Source organism: Cedecea colo, from assembly GCF_011808225.1.
GTDB classification, from domain to species: Bacteria; Pseudomonadota; Gammaproteobacteria; order Enterobacterales; family Enterobacteriaceae; genus Dryocola; species Dryocola colo.
This window is the reverse complement of the sequence record NZ_SOYS01000002.1, coordinates 541,462-555,344: the sequence shown is the minus strand read 5'-3', so window position 1 is coordinate 555,344 and position 13,883 is coordinate 541,462. Positions and strand designations below refer to the sequence as shown.

25 protein-coding genes, 2 tRNA genes and 2 pseudogenes are annotated in these 13,883 nt (G+C 49.1%); 25 read left to right on the top strand and 4 right to left on the bottom strand.

The annotated features are described in order from the left end of the window. Positions 1–29: 29 nt before the first annotated feature. From E2L00_RS07075 to E2L00_RS07065, 4 genes are all read right to left on the bottom strand, one after another. Positions 30–584 carry a pentapeptide repeat-containing protein gene (locus E2L00_RS07075; RefSeq protein WP_167608951.1) on the bottom strand — a complete coding sequence of 185 codons (555 nt, stop codon included), beginning with the start codon at positions 582–584 and terminating at the stop codon, positions 30–32. 268 nt (positions 585–852) lie between these two features. After that, entirely contained in the window at positions 853–1,128 is a 276-nt protein-coding gene (locus E2L00_RS07070) for a hypothetical protein (protein WP_167608948.1), read from the bottom strand. Positions 1,129–1,140: 12 nt separating this feature from the next. Then, positions 1,141–1,386 (bottom strand): transcriptional antitermination N peptide, encoded by a 246-nt coding sequence (locus E2L00_RS22070; protein ID WP_476695796.1) that lies wholly within the window; start codon positions 1,384–1,386, stop codon positions 1,141–1,143. A gap of 626 nt (positions 1,387–2,012) precedes the next feature. Continuing rightward, positions 2,013–2,765 (bottom strand): S24 family peptidase, encoded by a 753-nt coding sequence (locus E2L00_RS07065; protein ID WP_167608945.1) that lies wholly within the window; start codon positions 2,763–2,765, stop codon positions 2,013–2,015. A 117-nt stretch (positions 2,766–2,882) separates the two neighbouring features. Between E2L00_RS07065 and E2L00_RS07060 the strand changes: the two genes are divergently transcribed. The 25 genes and pseudogenes from E2L00_RS07060 (at position 2,883) to E2L00_RS06940 (ending at position 13,851) form a co-directional block, all read left to right on the top strand. Further along, positions 2,883–3,116 carry a transcriptional regulator gene (locus tag E2L00_RS07060; RefSeq protein ID WP_167608942.1) on the top strand — a complete coding sequence of 78 codons (234 nt, stop codon included), beginning with the start codon at positions 2,883–2,885 and terminating at the stop codon, positions 3,114–3,116. 111 nt (positions 3,117–3,227) lie between these two features. Then, the gene (locus E2L00_RS07055) at positions 3,228–3,506 is read left to right on the top strand and encodes a CII family transcriptional regulator (protein WP_167608939.1); all 279 of its coding nucleotides are present in this window, start codon (positions 3,228–3,230) and stop codon (positions 3,504–3,506) included. 33 nt (positions 3,507–3,539) lie between these two features. After that, positions 3,540–4,148: a GIY-YIG nuclease family protein gene (locus tag E2L00_RS07050; RefSeq protein ID WP_167608936.1), complete on the top strand. Its 609-nt coding sequence runs from the start codon at positions 3,540–3,542 to the stop codon at positions 4,146–4,148. Between the two features lie 59 nt (positions 4,149–4,207). Next, positions 4,208–5,146, top strand: a complete 939-nt coding sequence (locus tag E2L00_RS07045; RefSeq protein WP_167608933.1) for a replication protein — start codon at positions 4,208–4,210, stop codon at positions 5,144–5,146. After that, complete coding sequence (locus E2L00_RS07040; RefSeq protein ID WP_167608930.1) at positions 5,143–5,844, top strand: replication protein P; 702 nt, start codon at positions 5,143–5,145, stop codon at positions 5,842–5,844. Before E2L00_RS07045 ends, E2L00_RS07040 begins: the two co-directional genes overlap by 4 nt. Beyond that, entirely contained in the window at positions 5,841–6,173 is a 333-nt protein-coding gene (locus E2L00_RS07035; RefSeq protein ID WP_167608927.1) for a DUF7740 domain-containing protein, read from the top strand. The genes E2L00_RS07040 and E2L00_RS07035 overlap by 4 nt, the downstream gene beginning before the upstream one ends. Beyond that, a pseudogene (locus E2L00_RS21855) lies at positions 6,170–6,310 on the top strand (DUF4406 domain-containing protein); the annotation flags it as partial. The gene E2L00_RS07035 and the pseudogene E2L00_RS21855, both read left to right, overlap by 4 nt. Before the next feature lie 36 nt (positions 6,311–6,346). Further along, a pseudogene (locus tag E2L00_RS21850) lies at positions 6,347–6,583 on the top strand (DnaB-like helicase C-terminal domain-containing protein); the annotation flags it as partial. Between the two features lie 364 nt (positions 6,584–6,947). Then, positions 6,948–7,127, top strand: coding sequence for a hypothetical protein (locus E2L00_RS07025; protein ID WP_167608921.1), 180 nt, complete (start codon positions 6,948–6,950; stop codon positions 7,125–7,127). 38 nt (positions 7,128–7,165) lie between these two features. Then, positions 7,166–7,519, top strand: coding sequence for a phiTE_015 family protein (locus tag E2L00_RS07020; RefSeq protein ID WP_167608918.1), 354 nt, complete (start codon positions 7,166–7,168; stop codon positions 7,517–7,519). After that, positions 7,516–7,683, top strand: a complete 168-nt coding sequence (locus E2L00_RS07015) for a hypothetical protein (protein ID WP_167608915.1) — start codon at positions 7,516–7,518, stop codon at positions 7,681–7,683. The genes E2L00_RS07020 and E2L00_RS07015 overlap by 4 nt, the downstream gene beginning before the upstream one ends. A 66-nt stretch (positions 7,684–7,749) precedes the next feature. After that, positions 7,750–8,199, top strand: coding sequence for a DUF1367 family protein (locus E2L00_RS07010; RefSeq protein WP_167608912.1), 450 nt, complete (start codon positions 7,750–7,752; stop codon positions 8,197–8,199). A 10-nt stretch (positions 8,200–8,209) separates the two neighbouring features. After that, positions 8,210–8,602, top strand: a complete 393-nt coding sequence (locus tag E2L00_RS07005) for a phage protein NinX family protein (protein ID WP_167608909.1) — start codon at positions 8,210–8,212, stop codon at positions 8,600–8,602. A 107-nt stretch (positions 8,603–8,709) separates the two neighbouring features. Continuing rightward, positions 8,710–9,318 (top strand): recombination protein NinG, encoded by a 609-nt coding sequence (locus E2L00_RS06995; protein WP_167608903.1) that lies wholly within the window; start codon positions 8,710–8,712, stop codon positions 9,316–9,318. Beyond that, positions 9,315–9,539: a protein ninY gene (locus tag E2L00_RS06990; protein WP_167608900.1), complete on the top strand. Its 225-nt coding sequence runs from the start codon at positions 9,315–9,317 to the stop codon at positions 9,537–9,539. Before E2L00_RS06995 ends, E2L00_RS06990 begins: the two co-directional genes overlap by 4 nt. Beyond that, positions 9,536–10,159 (top strand): hypothetical protein, encoded by a 624-nt coding sequence (locus E2L00_RS06985; RefSeq protein WP_167608897.1) that lies wholly within the window; start codon positions 9,536–9,538, stop codon positions 10,157–10,159. Before E2L00_RS06990 ends, E2L00_RS06985 begins: the two co-directional genes overlap by 4 nt. Before the next feature lie 157 nt (positions 10,160–10,316). Then, positions 10,317–10,391 (top strand) — tRNA-Asn (locus tag E2L00_RS06980). Positions 10,392–10,396: 5 nt separating this feature from the next. After that, positions 10,397–10,472 (top strand) — tRNA-Thr (locus E2L00_RS06975). A 238-nt stretch (positions 10,473–10,710) separates the two neighbouring features. Next, positions 10,711–11,124, top strand: coding sequence for a hypothetical protein (locus tag E2L00_RS06970; protein ID WP_167608894.1), 414 nt, complete (start codon positions 10,711–10,713; stop codon positions 11,122–11,124). Beyond that, positions 11,121–11,369, top strand: coding sequence for a hypothetical protein (locus tag E2L00_RS06965; RefSeq protein ID WP_236127689.1), 249 nt, complete (start codon positions 11,121–11,123; stop codon positions 11,367–11,369). Before E2L00_RS06970 ends, E2L00_RS06965 begins: the two co-directional genes overlap by 4 nt. After that, complete coding sequence (locus E2L00_RS06960; protein WP_167608891.1) at positions 11,366–11,833, top strand: glycoside hydrolase family protein; 468 nt, start codon at positions 11,366–11,368, stop codon at positions 11,831–11,833. The genes E2L00_RS06965 and E2L00_RS06960 overlap by 4 nt, the downstream gene beginning before the upstream one ends. Beyond that, positions 11,830–12,174 (top strand): DUF7940 domain-containing protein, encoded by a 345-nt coding sequence (locus E2L00_RS06955; RefSeq protein WP_167608888.1) that lies wholly within the window; start codon positions 11,830–11,832, stop codon positions 12,172–12,174. Before E2L00_RS06960 ends, E2L00_RS06955 begins: the two co-directional genes overlap by 4 nt. Then, positions 12,171–12,467, top strand: a complete 297-nt coding sequence (locus E2L00_RS06950) for a hypothetical protein (RefSeq protein ID WP_167608885.1) — start codon at positions 12,171–12,173, stop codon at positions 12,465–12,467. Before E2L00_RS06955 ends, E2L00_RS06950 begins: the two co-directional genes overlap by 4 nt. A 149-nt stretch (positions 12,468–12,616) precedes the next feature. After that, positions 12,617–12,898, top strand: a complete 282-nt coding sequence (locus tag E2L00_RS06945) for a hypothetical protein (RefSeq protein ID WP_167608882.1) — start codon at positions 12,617–12,619, stop codon at positions 12,896–12,898. A 197-nt stretch (positions 12,899–13,095) separates the two neighbouring features. Continuing rightward, complete coding sequence (locus tag E2L00_RS06940; protein WP_167608879.1) at positions 13,096–13,851, top strand: KilA-N domain-containing protein; 756 nt, start codon at positions 13,096–13,098, stop codon at positions 13,849–13,851. Positions 13,852–13,883: the final 32 nt, after the last annotated feature.

The window sequence follows — 13,883 nt, the reverse complement described above, 5'->3', positions numbered from 1 at the left end:
ACTCGCTCCTCTGCATAAAAAATGCCGCGCTAGGCGACCTGTTCTGATTCTTTATCTGGCTCGTTTAGCCATGCCGGGTGCTCACCTTCACCAAGATAAAAATCGATAATCTTAAGCAGGCGTGGGTAGAAGCGCAGTGCATTGCGTCCATCCATTTCCGCAATTTCTTCCTTGCTGTATTTGCGCCATTCTTCAACCGTGTGGTTCTGGCATCCGGCGCGAACATATTCGCCGTTAGTGATTGTGATAGCGTACTTCTCACCCATTATTACGAATGTGTGATCAGGCAGGTCGGCACCGCTCAGGTTGGCTCCGCGCAGGTAGGCTCCGCTCAGGTCGGCATCGCGCAGGTTGGCACCGCGCAGGTTGGCACCGCGCAGGTTGGCACCGCGCAGGTTGGCACCGCTCAGGTCGGCACCGCTCAGGTTGGCTCCGCTCAGGTCGGCACCGCTCAGGTTGGCACCGCGCAGGTTGGTATCGCTCAGGTCGTAATAGCGCAGGTTGGCCCTTGATCCGCTTTCGCACATCGATGTAACCCACAATTTATGCTCTTCGAGAATCTTCACTAAATCTGCTGAGTTCATGTTGTTATTCCTGAATTTTTGGTATAAAAAAGGCCGCCATTTGGCAGCCTGTTAACTTTCTTCGTTATGACGATTTCGATATTTACCACCGCTTTCCACCAATCACTTTTATGTCGGGGCTAAGAATTATTTCGTAAATAGACAAGATGCCTTGCCCCTGCCGCCATTGATCTTGATTTGTACTTATGTCCGCAGTGGCACTCACAGAGATACATTTCACCCACTTTCTTTGGCACCTGAATTGCCTCGCTTCCGCACTTAGAGCATCTCAGGCGCTTAAAATGTTCTGTGCTGGACATTGTTTTTTGCTCCATCGCGCTTCAACCGCCGCCTTATTGCAGGCGTTTTTAAATGTTTCTTTTCGCTTAGCTGACAGCGCATCTGCAAATATTGAATTAAGTTCATCCTTGTTTATGCCTTGTTCTCCATAACTGGTTATCACCCCATGAATACATCCTTTTGCACCCTTTAAGCTGTGTGCGTTACAGTGAAACACTGCGTAATTAGCGATATGAATAACTGCATCGGCTGTTACTTTGTTCATGGGGTAACTCCATCACTTAACGATATGCACCACGTCCTTGCGGACTGTGCGATGACCAGCGCTATAGAGCGCTACCTGTGGTAAGCACGCACTTCCAGTGTCTTCTTTTGACTCTCTCCAGTTCGGTGCTCGTAGTGCTTGCTGTACCCTGTCCCGGCACCCTGTAACAGTTGTGGCTGCTTCACGCTGAGCTGCACGTTTAGCCCTGCGGCGATTTCTGGCGTTATCAGAGGCCAGAATGGTCATTACGATTGTCATGTGTACCTCCAGTAATTGACTTAGCGATGCCCTGCATTGCTAAATCAACTTGCTTATTCCCCTCCACTCGGGAGGGGATAAGGAGCTTCGCAACCAACAGGTTGAAGCTCACTCCAGATCGATAGGTTTAATTAACCTCGGTTTTTAAGTTATGCATTCACATAAACCATCCTGTTGTTGTAGGCCGCGTCAAATCGCCAGCGGCATGGCTTTGAAATTGGCTTAGGTACTGGCGCCAGAACCTGTGACGTTTCCGGATTTCAAGTCGCTTCATAGGTCAGCCCGATCGGTATTTCTAGGCCTAAGCTCCACGACACGCCAGTCCAAAGCCAACTTCACTTTGGTTCCCCGCCTTTCGGCGGGAACAAACCCCATCAATGTTAAAGAAGCAGCCTGTCGTCATGACTGGCGCGGTTATCATCCTGAGCCGCAGTCGCTGTGTTGTTGCGATGGGTTTAATTTATCTCAAAGATAAAGAATGGTAAATAGCAAAATGATAAATTATTTAAGCTGGAGTGAGGGTTGTTTGATAAATACATGAAAATAAAAGATAAATAAATTTATCAAATTTACGATAGGCGTAAAAAAACCAGCACTAGGCTGGTTTAAATAGAGGTGAGGGGTGATTAGCCTAGGCGTGAGTAGGCCATTTGCCACTTGCCGACAATGAAGCCTTCAATGTGGAATGTGCTTTCATTGTCGATGTTAATCTCCCAGCGTTCATATTTTGCGTTATCGCTGATCACAACAATTTTGTCCTTCAGCATCTGTAGGCGCTTGATGTGTGATGCATCACCATATGTGAAGGCGTAAATCCCATCGCTACGGAAATTCCTGACAGTCACGTCGATCACAACCAACTCACCGGGGTCAATAGTTCCGATCATGCTGTCTCCATCAGCGGTAGTCAGCTTGAGTGAGGTTGCTGGTCTACCTCCGAACATTCTCTTTGCATATTCTGGATCTACTTCAATTGACTGGATTATGTCGGGATATTCCGTATTCACTCGCCCACCTCCGCAACTATGCCGTGTATCAAACAGCTCTAACCTGTATGGATGATCAGTATAGTTTCTGGAGAGGTTTTGCAAGCTAAAACCATCTGATGGAGGAATGTTTTTAGCGGAATCATTATCAGGATCAATAGAAATATCCGGATGCGGAACGTCTAACCACCCCCTCACCAATCCCAAGCTGGATTCTACTCGTCGGGCAATAATGTCTCCGACATTGCGGGTGTTGTTAACACTGACGAGCTGGCTGAGTTGCGAGGCGGGTAGTCCGATCGCATCGGCGAACTGAGCTTTTGTCTTTCCCTCGTGGATGTATGCATCCATGAGAGTGCGCAAATTATTGCGTCTGAAGTCTTTAGTTTCCATGCATCGATAGTCCCATGCGTTAGCAATTTGATAAATACTCAAAAAGATAAATTCGCATTGTTATTAATTTATCTTTGAGATAAACTTAATTTATCTTTTACAAAGAAGGTAAATTCTATGAGCAATGATTTACTCCGATGGCGCAAATCTGCCGACAAGGAAGAGTGGGCTGCTCTTGCTCAACTTGTCGGCACGTCTGTCGGCTACATGAACCTGATTGCATATGGCGTTCGGCGCGCATCTCCTGCCCGCGCCGCTGCAATCGAAAAAGGTACAAAGCTGATCGGCAAACATACGCCAGTTACAAAAGAAAGCCTCGTGTTTATGAACACACGAGAAGACGCAGCATAAGCAGTCCCGCTCTTTAAAACTCTGAAGCCGCTCCCACCGAAATGTCGGAGCAACAAGTGGCATACCCCACGGTATGCACACGTACTTAATCAACTACGGAAATCATACGAAATGGACACTACAACAACACGCAATAAAGCCCGCGCAATTGAAAGCAAGTTATTGAGCAAGATTGCTATTCGTGGCGTTGCGAACGTCGCTGAGCTTATCGGCGTGGACAAGTCGCAAATTACACGCTGGAAGGAGTCGCTGTTACCTCGCATGTCGATGCTACTGGCAGTTCTGGAGTGGGGCGTCGAAGACGAAGAGTTAGCGGATTTGGCTAAGCATGTGGCCAGGCTGCTGACAAAAGAAAAAGCGCCGGAGTGCTTGGAACACTTCAGCGCTTAGTGCGAATAACTGGATCAATTCACAGGAGTAATTATGGCACTAATTGAAGAGCTTTTGAATATGCAGCCGGGGGAAAGCATGCCTTTCCCTTCAGATTTCAATCCAAAAGGTTGGGTATACGTTTTATCTAACCCTTCTATGCCGGGCATGTACAAGATTGGATTAACCAGACTTCATCCGAAGCAAAGGGCAGGGCAGTTGTCGAAGTCTTCCGGCTCTCCTACTGATTTCGTTGTTGAAGCCAAATTCATCTCTGCCGACCCAGAGCGAGATGAAAAAATCATTCATGAATCACTTTCCCGCTTCCGGGTATCACAATCCAGAGAATTCTTCTCATGCCCAATCGACAAGATCTTAACCGAATGCCGCAGGTTTCTTCCATTTGGAGAGGCAAGCTCTGTAGAGGAGCTGACCGATAAATTTAACTTTGTCACCTTCGATGATTACTTCTTCCCGCACGACACCGAATTCATGCTTGAAGAAATGGGTATCAGCACTTTTGGCAGCAAAGGAAACACCTATTGGGCGCTGGCGAGCATTGGTGCATCACTGGTGAAGCAGCTTACTCAGGATGGCGGAACCTTCGTTTACACTGGGAAGAGTTTTGCCCTGGTTAAGCCGCCTAAAGGGGATGGCCAATGAGCACGGCGAGGATATTAACCTTCCCTGAACAATATACCGCTCAGTTTAGGAGCAACAGGATGGAGAACCAGAAGAATGGTTACATCCCGTTGTACCGGAGCGTCAAGAAGCAACCATGGGCAAAGGATGTCTATCTCAGGACGCTCTGGGAAAACATCCTGCTTGACGCAGCCAGGCAACCATTCGTAGCCAACTTTAAAGGGCATACATGGCGACTGGAAACCGGACAACTGGTAACGACCTCAGCTGATCTTGGTCTGGCTCTATGCAACAGAAACGGGGAGCCAACAAGTCGCCATGCAGTTGAAAGGATGCTTACTGTATTTGAGAAAGAAGGGATGATTTCAGTTCATGCTGAAAGGAGAAAAGGGACGCTAATAACCGTTCTGAATTACTCCGAATATGCTGAAAAAATACCCGATTTACCCGCGCATAACTCCGCGCATAACTCCGCGCATAACGAAGCCAGTGCTGGCGCGGCCTCAGAGGTACACCCCGCGCATAAGACCGAGCATAAAGCCGCGCATCATGAACAAGAAGGTAATAACAATAATAAAAACCTTTCTTCGTCCCGGAATTCTGACGAATCCCGAAACGATGCCACCGAGAAGTTCTTGTCTCGTCACCCAGAAGCTGCTGATGGGGTTTATTCGCCATCTGGGAAACTCTGGGGTGATGCAGACGATTTCAAAGCTGCTCAGTGGTTGTTTGCCCGCATAGCCCTGCTAGACCCTTCGACACCTGAGCCGAGTTGGGCTGACTGGTCAAACACCGTTCGACTCATGCGACAGCAGGACAATCGCAGTCACCATGAGATTTGTGATCTCTTCAAGTGGGCGAACAAACATCACTTCTGGGCAGCAAACATCCTCAGCCCTACAAGTCTGCGTAAGCAGTGGCAGAAACTCACAGCGCAACGGAAGCAGGAAGGTGCCGCACCTACACCTATCAAATCCGAATCTTGGAATACACGTGAAGCATGGCAGGAGTTCATATGAGAAATCTGACGAGCATTATCGCCAACCGAGACGGCGGTGCGCTGGCAAGCATGGCAGGGGCTAACCCTGAGCCAGTAAGCATCGTTAACGAAAACGCTGAGAAGCTGGTAGACGCGCTTTTTCAGAACCTGAAGCAAGTATTCCCGGCTGCGGTATCGACAGTGTTTCGCAATCCGTCTGACGAAGCCGCCGCTAAACGTCAGTGGATCGCCGCATTCGCTGAGAATGGCATCAGGAGTCGTGAGCAACTATCGGCTGGCATGCAGCATGCCCGAGCCAGTGAGTCGGCATTCTGGCCTTCGCCCGGGCAATTCATCGCATGGTGCAAGCAGGGGATTATCAAGGCTAACGGCTTGCCTGACCTGGATGAGCTTTACCGCATGGTCATGAAGTACAGCCGTGACCGTGGGTATTACAGTTCGGCAGAAGCTTATCCATGGGAATCGCCAGCCTGTTTCTGGATGGTGACCGCGCTGTTTAACCAGATGCGATCTCTCAACCTCACAGAGCCGGAACTGCGCAAACGCTGCGCCAGTGAACTCAAAGCCATGTCGAAGCGTATCGAGGCGGGAGAGGCTATACCGGCACCGGTTGTGCAAATACCGAAACTGAGCATCCCGGTCAGCAACGATAAGGCGCTGGATAAGCTCGCAGAAATCCGGTCGAAGTTTGGCCTGAAGAAAGGACTTCAATCATGAACGCCGCATTACAAATCATCCATGCAAGTAAATATAAAGAGTTCCCTGACACTCTCCTCACTCTCGAACTATGCCGATCCTTTGCACGACTTGAAGGCAGAAAGGTTGGTGAGTCTCTGCGTAAGTGTGCCAAAGCATTATCGGGCAAGGTGAACAACCGCAACCTGCAAGGGACATTGCGCACGATGAGCCACAGCCTGTTTCCAGAATCGGAAATCACCCGCATTCGTGGCTGCCTGGGCAAGATGGAAGCAGCGTTAACCCGGGAAGTACGCGACGTGATTCTGACGGAAGATAACCTGAAAGAACTGGCGGAGAGTGCGGCATGAAAATTTACATCGCAGGCCCGATGAGCGGCCTACCTGACTTTAACCGCGCAGCCTTTAATGAAGCCGCATACATCAAGGCGTGTTATGGACACGTCGTACTTAACCCTGCAGTGTTACCAGGCGGGCTGGAACAGCACGAATATATGGACATCTGCCTGGCAATGCTTCGTTGCGCTGACTCCATCATCATGCTTTACCGCGAATCCGTGTACGACGAGAACAGTCACGCAGCGCGATTCGCAGAAATCATCGTAACCAAGAACCGCTTCGGTTCACTTGGCACCGTCTACCAACGATTTGTTAATGGTCACTTCATGGATTGCGACCAGGGCGAAGCGCGGGAGAAGTGCACATTCAAACCGCAGGCCGATCAGAAGCAACGGAAATACACCAGAGGAGCCGATGTATGAACACCGGAATCAAAGAACTATCCCGCGCATATCAAATCTGGACAATCATCCAACACAGCCCCGGAATAAACCTTTCAGGCATAGCGAAAGCGATGGGATGTCACTCTCGCAAAGTGTCCGATGCAGTCACGAAGCTGCGTAAAGCTGGGTGTGTGACATGCGTCGGCAAGAAAGGATTCAGATGCTATTCGGCAGTGAAATCAAGCCCGCCAGAGATGTACGGCAGAGGTTCATATCGTCCAGCGACTGAGCCAGTGAAGCAGGTTATTTTCATGAAGCCGACGCCGGGGAATCCGGTATTTGAAGAGTGCCGCCAGAACTGGCCCGGCTACGAGCTAAATAAGAGACTGCGTGAGGTGCGAGCATGAAAGAAGCAATTATCTGGGGGATTGGCCTACTGGCACTCTTTCATATTTTCCTGGCGGTGATGTGTTTTATTACCTGGGAGAATGGATACAGAGTGCTTGGAAATGGCTACATCATTAGATTTTCAGTAGTGATAGCAGTCATTCCGCTAATAGCGCATCTAATGAAACTGGTTTAACAGGCTCGCAAATCGCGGGCCTTTTTTATGGGGGATTTATGACAAACGAAACACTAAAGCTTGATGAAGAGCGGGCGAAGTTTGAAGCGTGGTTTAAGCGGGAAATCATCGAAACGGAGGACTTTCAGTTTAATGCTTTCAACGAGGAAGAGAACGAATACACAGTTGGCGAAGACGATAACGAAGATCTGTACCTCAACATTCAGGCCATGTTTATGGCGTGGACTGCCAGCCGCGCCGCACTCGTCGTTGAGCTTCCTAAGCCAATGCTATCCCAAGGTGAAACGGACGCCAACCACGACTATATGGCAATGGGCTTCGGCATGTGCCTGGGCATCTGCAAAAGAAAAGTACTCGCCGCTGGCATAACCGTTAAAGGAGAAGAGCAATGAAAGCTTACGAAGAAATTATGTTGGCATTGAAATATTTCTTCGATGTTGAAGATGAGAAAAATATTAACGAGATTATCGGGCAGGAGAGCGACCCGATAGAAACTATTGCAGCGGCGCTTGATGACTACCGTGACAGCAATGGAACCGTTAAAGGAGATAGCTGATGGATTTAATCGTCATCTGCGTCTTTATCTACTTCATGTTCAGGCTGTTATGCAAGTGAGGAAGCGATGCAGATCGAAATGGTCAAGAATGCCGGTGGCGTTTTTGTTCCAGCGTTCGATAGTGACTTACCCAGGTTAACCAAGTTCAAGAACGGCGAGCAGTACACCGCCGAAATCAAGCTCACTCGAAACCCCTCTTTTCACCGAAAAGTGTTTGCCTTCTTCGGCTTCTGTTTTGCTCATTGGGCAGCAGAGAACGCCGGATACGATTGCTCTGACGAATATACCCAGAAAGAAGAGTTCAGAAAGAATCTAACCATTCTTGCTGGCTTCTTTGACACCGTCACGACCATCAAGGGTGAACTTAAGGTGAGGGCCAAGAGCCTGGCTTACGCGAACATGGAACCTGACGAGTTCGAACGCTGCTACAGCGCACTGATTAACGCCGCCATTAAACACGTATTCGCCGGGACTAAAGACCCGCAGATACTCAACCAGCTACAGAGCTACTTCTGAGGGCAATAGCATGACCGACTATTCACAGATGAGTGACCAGCAGATTAACGGGATGGTTATGGACGCTCTATCCAATGGTAACCAGCACCATCAAAACGGTAAAGGCGACGATATTGAGCTTTTGTGGCAGTTGAACGACGTGCAATTCGGTGAGCATGTCGAATATGACGAGGTGTATGCAACATTCAATCCCTGCAACAACCCGGCAGACGCCTGGCCGATTATCCACGATAACCTAATCAGCATTAATTTTGATAATGACGGATATGACACGCCACAAAACGCATGGTGCAGAGCAACTTCATTGGCCGGTGATAAGTATTACGGCGATGAGAAAAAACCACTTCGCGCAGCGATGATTCTCTTCCTCATGATGCGGGATAAAGACAATGCTAAGCCCTGAATCCATCACCTCATATCAACGCACCTGCAACGCAGCAGCAGGATATTGCGCAGCATGTACAAAGCCACTGGCACCAGATGAAACCTATCCCCACGGAGTAATTCGAGATGAGGAAACCCAGAAAGCGGTGCAAGAATCCTGAGTGCCGGGAATGGTTTCATCCAGCCTTCCAGAATCAAACCTGGTGTAGCGCAGATTGCGGAACCGTAATAGCACTAGCCAAGAGAGAGAAAGACCGTCAGAACGCGATACAGAAAGCAGAACGACGACGAAAGGATGAAGCCCAGCAGGAACGACGAAGTTTAAAAGTCCGCAAGTTAGCAGTACAGCCCCGCAGTTATTTCATCAAGCAAGCCCAGCAAGCAGTTAATGCCTACATCCGTGAGAGAGATAAATACCTTCCCTGCGTTTCATGTGGAACGTTGAGCGCCGCTCAATGGGATGCTGGCCACTATCGCACTACGGCCGCCGCACCACAGCTAAGGTTCGATCCTCGCCAAATATGGAAGCAATGTTCAGTTTGCAATCAGCACAAGAGCGGGAATTTAGTCCCGTACAGAGCTGAGCTTATCAGGCGCATTGGCCTGGCGGAAGTTGAGAGCATTGAGTCGAATCACGACCGCCACCGCTGGACGGTTGATGAATGCAAGGCAATCAAAGCTGAGTATCAGCAGAAGCTTAAAGAACTGATTAACCAACGGGAGCAAGCAGCATGAAAACCATACGTTACCCAATGACCACCGCTGCTGTATTCGATGACGTTGTGTACCCGGTGCACTTCGACAATCAAGGGCAGGTAAAGCAGGAAGTAGATGGCGCTGTCAGTTGGTTCTGTCGTTGGTGCAATGAGGAAAAGGCGGTTGTGAAGGCAAGCATGTTGGTTAGCTGCTGGGGGCTTTACCTGAACCATGACGAATTGATAGCGGAGGCGGAATGAGAAAGGTCGATGCGATTTACCATCTTCCATCAATCGTGGATGAAGCCCACCTACGGCGAACATGGAAACATCCGAAGCGAGCAATCACGAAGAAGCAACAAGCCTGGGTACATTACATGCTTGCTGTGTGGGGAAGGGTTAACCGTGGTGACGATTCACCAGCAGGGGCTATTAACGTCATCGGCAGATTGATGATCCGCAGCCAGTGGAGCGCTGACAAAGGGGAGCAAATCGAAGGGGTGGTTAAGTATCTCTACAGCGAAGAGGGTGGCGCATTACGCGGAGAAGAGTTATACCGAAAAGCCCGCGACCTGGTTATACCTCAATCTTCACTAAGCAACATCATCGCTCTCGCCAAAGAATCCGATGATGCTGCTTTCGTAGAAAGAGTTCTATGCAAAACCATTAACCGAGACAGCCCGGTTCGCGATGTAGCCATTAAACAATACTGCGAGCGCAAATGCCCGCAAGACATTGCCAGGCTAATCAGCTATCACACAGGAATGGATATTCAGGCCTCGCGCCGACGTGTAGTGTGGTGCTCGAAAATACTGGATGAGGAAATGTTTTATGCACTTAAGCGTGAAATGGAGTATGAAAATTCTCTAATTGCAGCATGAAAGGAAAAATATTTCCGCAATGAGTTGATTTTGCGAAATGAAAGTGTATATTTCTAGGTATGCTCGGGAGCAATAGCGAAAGAGCGCGGTGATGACGAAATGAAGCATCACTAAAGAAAAGCCACCAGGTTAATAGCCGGTGGCTTTTCTCGTTTCTGGGTCAGAAGCACAGCGGTTGTGCGTTCGGCTGTTAACCGAATGGTCGAAGGTTCGAATCCTTCCTGCCCCGCCAAATTAGCCGGTTTAGCTCCAATGGTAGAGCGGCCCCCTTGTAAGGGGATGGGTAGCGGTTCAAGTCCGTTAACCGGCACCAAATGCGGCAAGGGCATTAAAGCCGAAAATAAGTTCCGCCCGGGCGGATGAGTAGCGCTCCATCCCGTTAGCTCCACGAAACGGAGTACATATCAAAGCAAGGTCGCCACAGATCTGCCTTTTTCTATTTAGCGCCAACCATCCAGCAATCACTTTCACTCATAGATAACGTGCCGTGGCATGAGTGGCGCTTTCTCTACACACAATAAATAAGCCGACAATGGTCGGAGATCGACCTTATGGCAATTGAGTTCATTACAAAAGAGACCCTGATAGGGATGGGAGCTTCTGTATCTGTAGCTATTAACGGATGGATGGCCTTCAGTCGTTTCTGGTTAACAAACAAAGTTCGCAATGAAAATGACAATCAGCATGTGGACATGCTCGAACGTCAGGAAAAGCTTATCGATCGCCTTGAGGCAAACAACGAAGAGCTGAGAAAAGAAGTCGGCGACAAAGAAAAGACTATCCGCGACTACTGGAAGACGATCACTGAAACACAGGCCCGCCTCCAGATAATCGAAAACTCTCAGCAGCTACTTGTTGAACAAAACGAATCACTTAAAAACCAAGTTTCAGACCTGACCACTTCTAATAAGAACCTCATAAGCGAAATAAACCAACTCCGCACATCGCTGGGGGTTCCACGATGAACATGAAATTAACGTCCGAAGAATTTTCCATTACATGGCGAATGTGGCTGGTCATCTTTATGACCGCGTTCGGCATCTATCTGGGGGGCGTCACTTCCGGATACTTTATTGCCCGATCTGAGTATGCAGAAAAAGCCAGTCAGCGTGATGTGGCGGTAGGCGGCATACAGAAGAAGCTGGATGCTCTGCCAAAGCAGACAGCCACCGAAGTTAACAAAGTCGTTAAAGAGGATGAGGCGAAATGAGCCAGATAATCCCGATCCTTACTTTTGAAGAAGGCTACAGAGCAAAGCCCTATATCGACACAGAAGGCTATCCGACTGTAGCGACAGGGATCAAGATTGGCCCAAAAGGCGCAGCGTTGAGCAACTACACATTTACTGTGCCCCGGGAAGTAAGCGACGTATGGCTACAGTCATTTGTTGATGCCACGGTTAAAGAGATGAACTCAAAACCAAACATCGTTGCGGCTATGAAGCAGTGCAACGCAGAGCGCAAAGATATTCTTGTGAGCATGGCTTATCAGATGGGCGTGGATGGGCTGGCCGGTTTCAAAAATACACTCGCTATGATAGCGGCTGGAAACTTCACCGGCGCATCGGCTGGCATGCTGGACAGCTTGTGGAGCAAACAGACGCCTAAAAGAGCGCAACGTCACGCAGAAGTAATCCGCACCGGTACATACGATATCTATAAGGGGCTGATATGACCTTTATCACCTGGCTGGTTATCGTGCTTATCGCGATTCTGGCCGTGCTGCTTATTCGCAAATATAGTTCACTTGAGTTTGTGGCCCACGCGAAGCTCCTGTTTAAAGCCTGGTCAGTCTGGCTGGCAAGTATCGGCTCTGCATTAAGCGCATGGGTACAGTCATTCCCTGACGCTGCGATGAATGGCTGGAATATGCTTCCACCTGACATTAAGTCATTCCTGCCCCAGAACTATCTGGGATTCATTGGCGCCTTTATGGTGGCGATGGCGGTTATCTCTCAGTTTGTCCGGCAGAAACGCCTTGTTGAGAAGAAGCAACAACTGGACACGCAGCCATGACAACACTGACAGCATTACTTTCTGGCTGGTGGACAGAGATTCTGGCCGGGCTGGCTGTAGTGGCCGCATTGGTCAGCGCTTATTTCGGCGGTAAGAAAATCGGCACCACTGAGACGCAGGCTAAAGCTGACGTTACGGCGGCTAAGGTTGAATCTGCACAGGTAACTTCGGTTGCCAAACAGCAGTCTGACAATACGGAGAAAGCGAACAGTGTTAAACAAAGCAATGCTGCTCTCAGTGATGATGCTCAGCGTGACAAGTTGCGGAAATCACAATTCAACTCCGACGACTGAAGCGCCAACCAAAACCATCGATTCACTCTGCACGCAAGACGCACCTATCCGCACTCACGGCAAAGATGCTGACGTTATGGATATACGGACGGTGCGGGCGATAAACGATCACAACGATATCTGGGTGAAGCTATGCGGAGAAAAATCCAATGTTCAATCCCATTAAGTGGTTCCTTACCAAAAAGCAGCCAGAAAATAAGGAAAAGACCGTGATTGATACCGTAGAAGTACAACCCGCAGTAGTAGCAGATCCGAACGCGGAAGCCGTGAAGGCAGCGGTCGAGAAAACTAACACTGTTTATTACGCTGCCGAGGATGTAGAGAAGATTTTCGATGTAGCGAAATATGCAGCGGACAAGCTTGGCATTGAATTCTTTGCTCCGGTAATTCAGCACCTGAAATCGTTGGTAAAGCCTGTCAATCCTGAATAAGAAGAAGTCCATATCACAAGAGCCTCTCAATAGCGGGGCTTTTTTTACCCGAATTTCACCGCGCACCGCAATGCGCATGTAACCACGTCGAACCCAACCCTTTGGAATGAGCCTTTGAGGAGTCAGTTAGTGCTGGCGAGCCTCGACGGGCTGATCTCCTGTGCGGCAAAGGTTCATCTCAAAGTAAGGTAAACGCTATGAGCAACATCATTCCGATGACGTTTGATGAACAACAGTTTCCTTTTTATTCAGATTGCTGGTTTAACGCTACTGTGGCAGCAAAGCACCACGGCAAGAGGGTAAAGAACTGGACAATACTGGAATCAAGTCGGGAATACATCGCAGAGTTGGCGCAAGAACTTGATATTGAGCCATTCGATTCTAAAGGGCAGATTTCTACCCTTTTAGTTCGTGCAGAAAAAGGCCGTTACGGCGGAACCTGGATGCACCCCGAACTGGTTGTTGAGTTTGCCCGCTGGCTATCAGCAAAGTTCGCCCGCGCCTGCGATCGTCACATCAAAAATCTTCTTCTGAGCAAAAACTTCCAGCTTACGGAAGACCAGATTGTTGGCCTGATGGTGTATCAGCAGCCGACATCCTGGGAGAAGCGCTTTAAAGATCCGTTCTACCAGGCGCTGGCAAAGATGACCGGGCTTCCGTACTTCGGCCACGTAGGCGGCTGTCCAGCATTATTTGGGCAAATCACCGCCAGGTGGGTATATGCCGTTGCGTTACCAGACTTTGTGTACCAAGCAGCGAAAACAGCAGCAGGGGAAAGCGGAGAGAAAATTCACCAGCACCTTAAACCTGATGCGCTGGGAAAAGTCGAGCAGCAGCTTATCGCAGTAACGAATATTGCAAATTGCAGCATTGATACAAAGGACTTTGAAGCACGCTGTATGGCTGCATTTCCGGTTAAAGGTCAGATGAAGCTGCTCTATGCAGCGGCATGAAGATCAAAAGAGCCACTTTCACAACGGCTCTC

Bases quoted from the DNA above. Each gene is read 5' to 3' on its own strand.
- E2L00_RS07020 (WP_167608918.1), top strand. From the start codon at position 7,166: ATGACAAACGAAACACTAAAGCTTGATGAAGAGCGGGCGAAGTTTGAA.
- E2L00_RS07045 (WP_167608933.1), top strand. From the start codon at position 4,208: ATGGAGAACCAGAAGAATGGTTACATCCCGTTGTACCGGAGCGTCAAG.
- E2L00_RS06940 (WP_167608879.1), top strand. From the start codon at position 13,096: ATGAGCAACATCATTCCGATGACGTTTGATGAACAACAGTTTCCTTTT.
- E2L00_RS06945 (WP_167608882.1), top strand. From the start codon at position 12,617: ATGTTCAATCCCATTAAGTGGTTCCTTACCAAAAAGCAGCCAGAAAAT.
- E2L00_RS06990 (WP_167608900.1), top strand. From the start codon at position 9,315: ATGAAAACCATACGTTACCCAATGACCACCGCTGCTGTATTCGATGAC.
- E2L00_RS07065 (WP_167608945.1), bottom strand. From the start codon at position 2,765: ATGGAAACTAAAGACTTCAGACGCAATAATTTGCGCACTCTCATGGAT.
- E2L00_RS07035 (WP_167608927.1), top strand. From the start codon at position 5,841: ATGAACGCCGCATTACAAATCATCCATGCAAGTAAATATAAAGAGTTC.
- E2L00_RS07060 (WP_167608942.1), top strand. From the start codon at position 2,883: ATGAGCAATGATTTACTCCGATGGCGCAAATCTGCCGACAAGGAAGAG.
- E2L00_RS06960 (WP_167608891.1), top strand. From the start codon at position 11,366: ATGAGCCAGATAATCCCGATCCTTACTTTTGAAGAAGGCTACAGAGCA.
- E2L00_RS07040 (WP_167608930.1), top strand. From the start codon at position 5,143: ATGAGAAATCTGACGAGCATTATCGCCAACCGAGACGGCGGTGCGCTG.
- E2L00_RS06950 (WP_167608885.1), top strand. From the start codon at position 12,171: ATGACAACACTGACAGCATTACTTTCTGGCTGGTGGACAGAGATTCTG.
- E2L00_RS07025 (WP_167608921.1), top strand. From the start codon at position 6,948: ATGAAAGAAGCAATTATCTGGGGGATTGGCCTACTGGCACTCTTTCAT.
- E2L00_RS07005 (WP_167608909.1), top strand. From the start codon at position 8,210: ATGACCGACTATTCACAGATGAGTGACCAGCAGATTAACGGGATGGTT.
- E2L00_RS07075 (WP_167608951.1), bottom strand. From the start codon at position 584: ATGAACTCAGCAGATTTAGTGAAGATTCTCGAAGAGCATAAATTGTGG.
- E2L00_RS07010 (WP_167608912.1), top strand. From the start codon at position 7,750: ATGCAGATCGAAATGGTCAAGAATGCCGGTGGCGTTTTTGTTCCAGCG.
- E2L00_RS07015 (WP_167608915.1), top strand. From the start codon at position 7,516: ATGAAAGCTTACGAAGAAATTATGTTGGCATTGAAATATTTCTTCGAT.
- E2L00_RS06965 (WP_236127689.1), top strand. From the start codon at position 11,121: ATGAACATGAAATTAACGTCCGAAGAATTTTCCATTACATGGCGAATG.
- E2L00_RS22070 (WP_476695796.1), bottom strand. From the start codon at position 1,386: ATGACAATCGTAATGACCATTCTGGCCTCTGATAACGCCAGAAATCGC.
- E2L00_RS06955 (WP_167608888.1), top strand. From the start codon at position 11,830: ATGACCTTTATCACCTGGCTGGTTATCGTGCTTATCGCGATTCTGGCC.
- E2L00_RS07055 (WP_167608939.1), top strand. From the start codon at position 3,228: ATGGACACTACAACAACACGCAATAAAGCCCGCGCAATTGAAAGCAAG.
- E2L00_RS06995 (WP_167608903.1), top strand. From the start codon at position 8,710: ATGAGGAAACCCAGAAAGCGGTGCAAGAATCCTGAGTGCCGGGAATGG.
- E2L00_RS06970 (WP_167608894.1), top strand. From the start codon at position 10,711: ATGGCAATTGAGTTCATTACAAAAGAGACCCTGATAGGGATGGGAGCT.
- E2L00_RS07070 (WP_167608948.1), bottom strand. From the start codon at position 1,128: ATGAACAAAGTAACAGCCGATGCAGTTATTCATATCGCTAATTACGCA.
- E2L00_RS07050 (WP_167608936.1), top strand. From the start codon at position 3,540: ATGGCACTAATTGAAGAGCTTTTGAATATGCAGCCGGGGGAAAGCATG.
- E2L00_RS06985 (WP_167608897.1), top strand. From the start codon at position 9,536: ATGAGAAAGGTCGATGCGATTTACCATCTTCCATCAATCGTGGATGAA.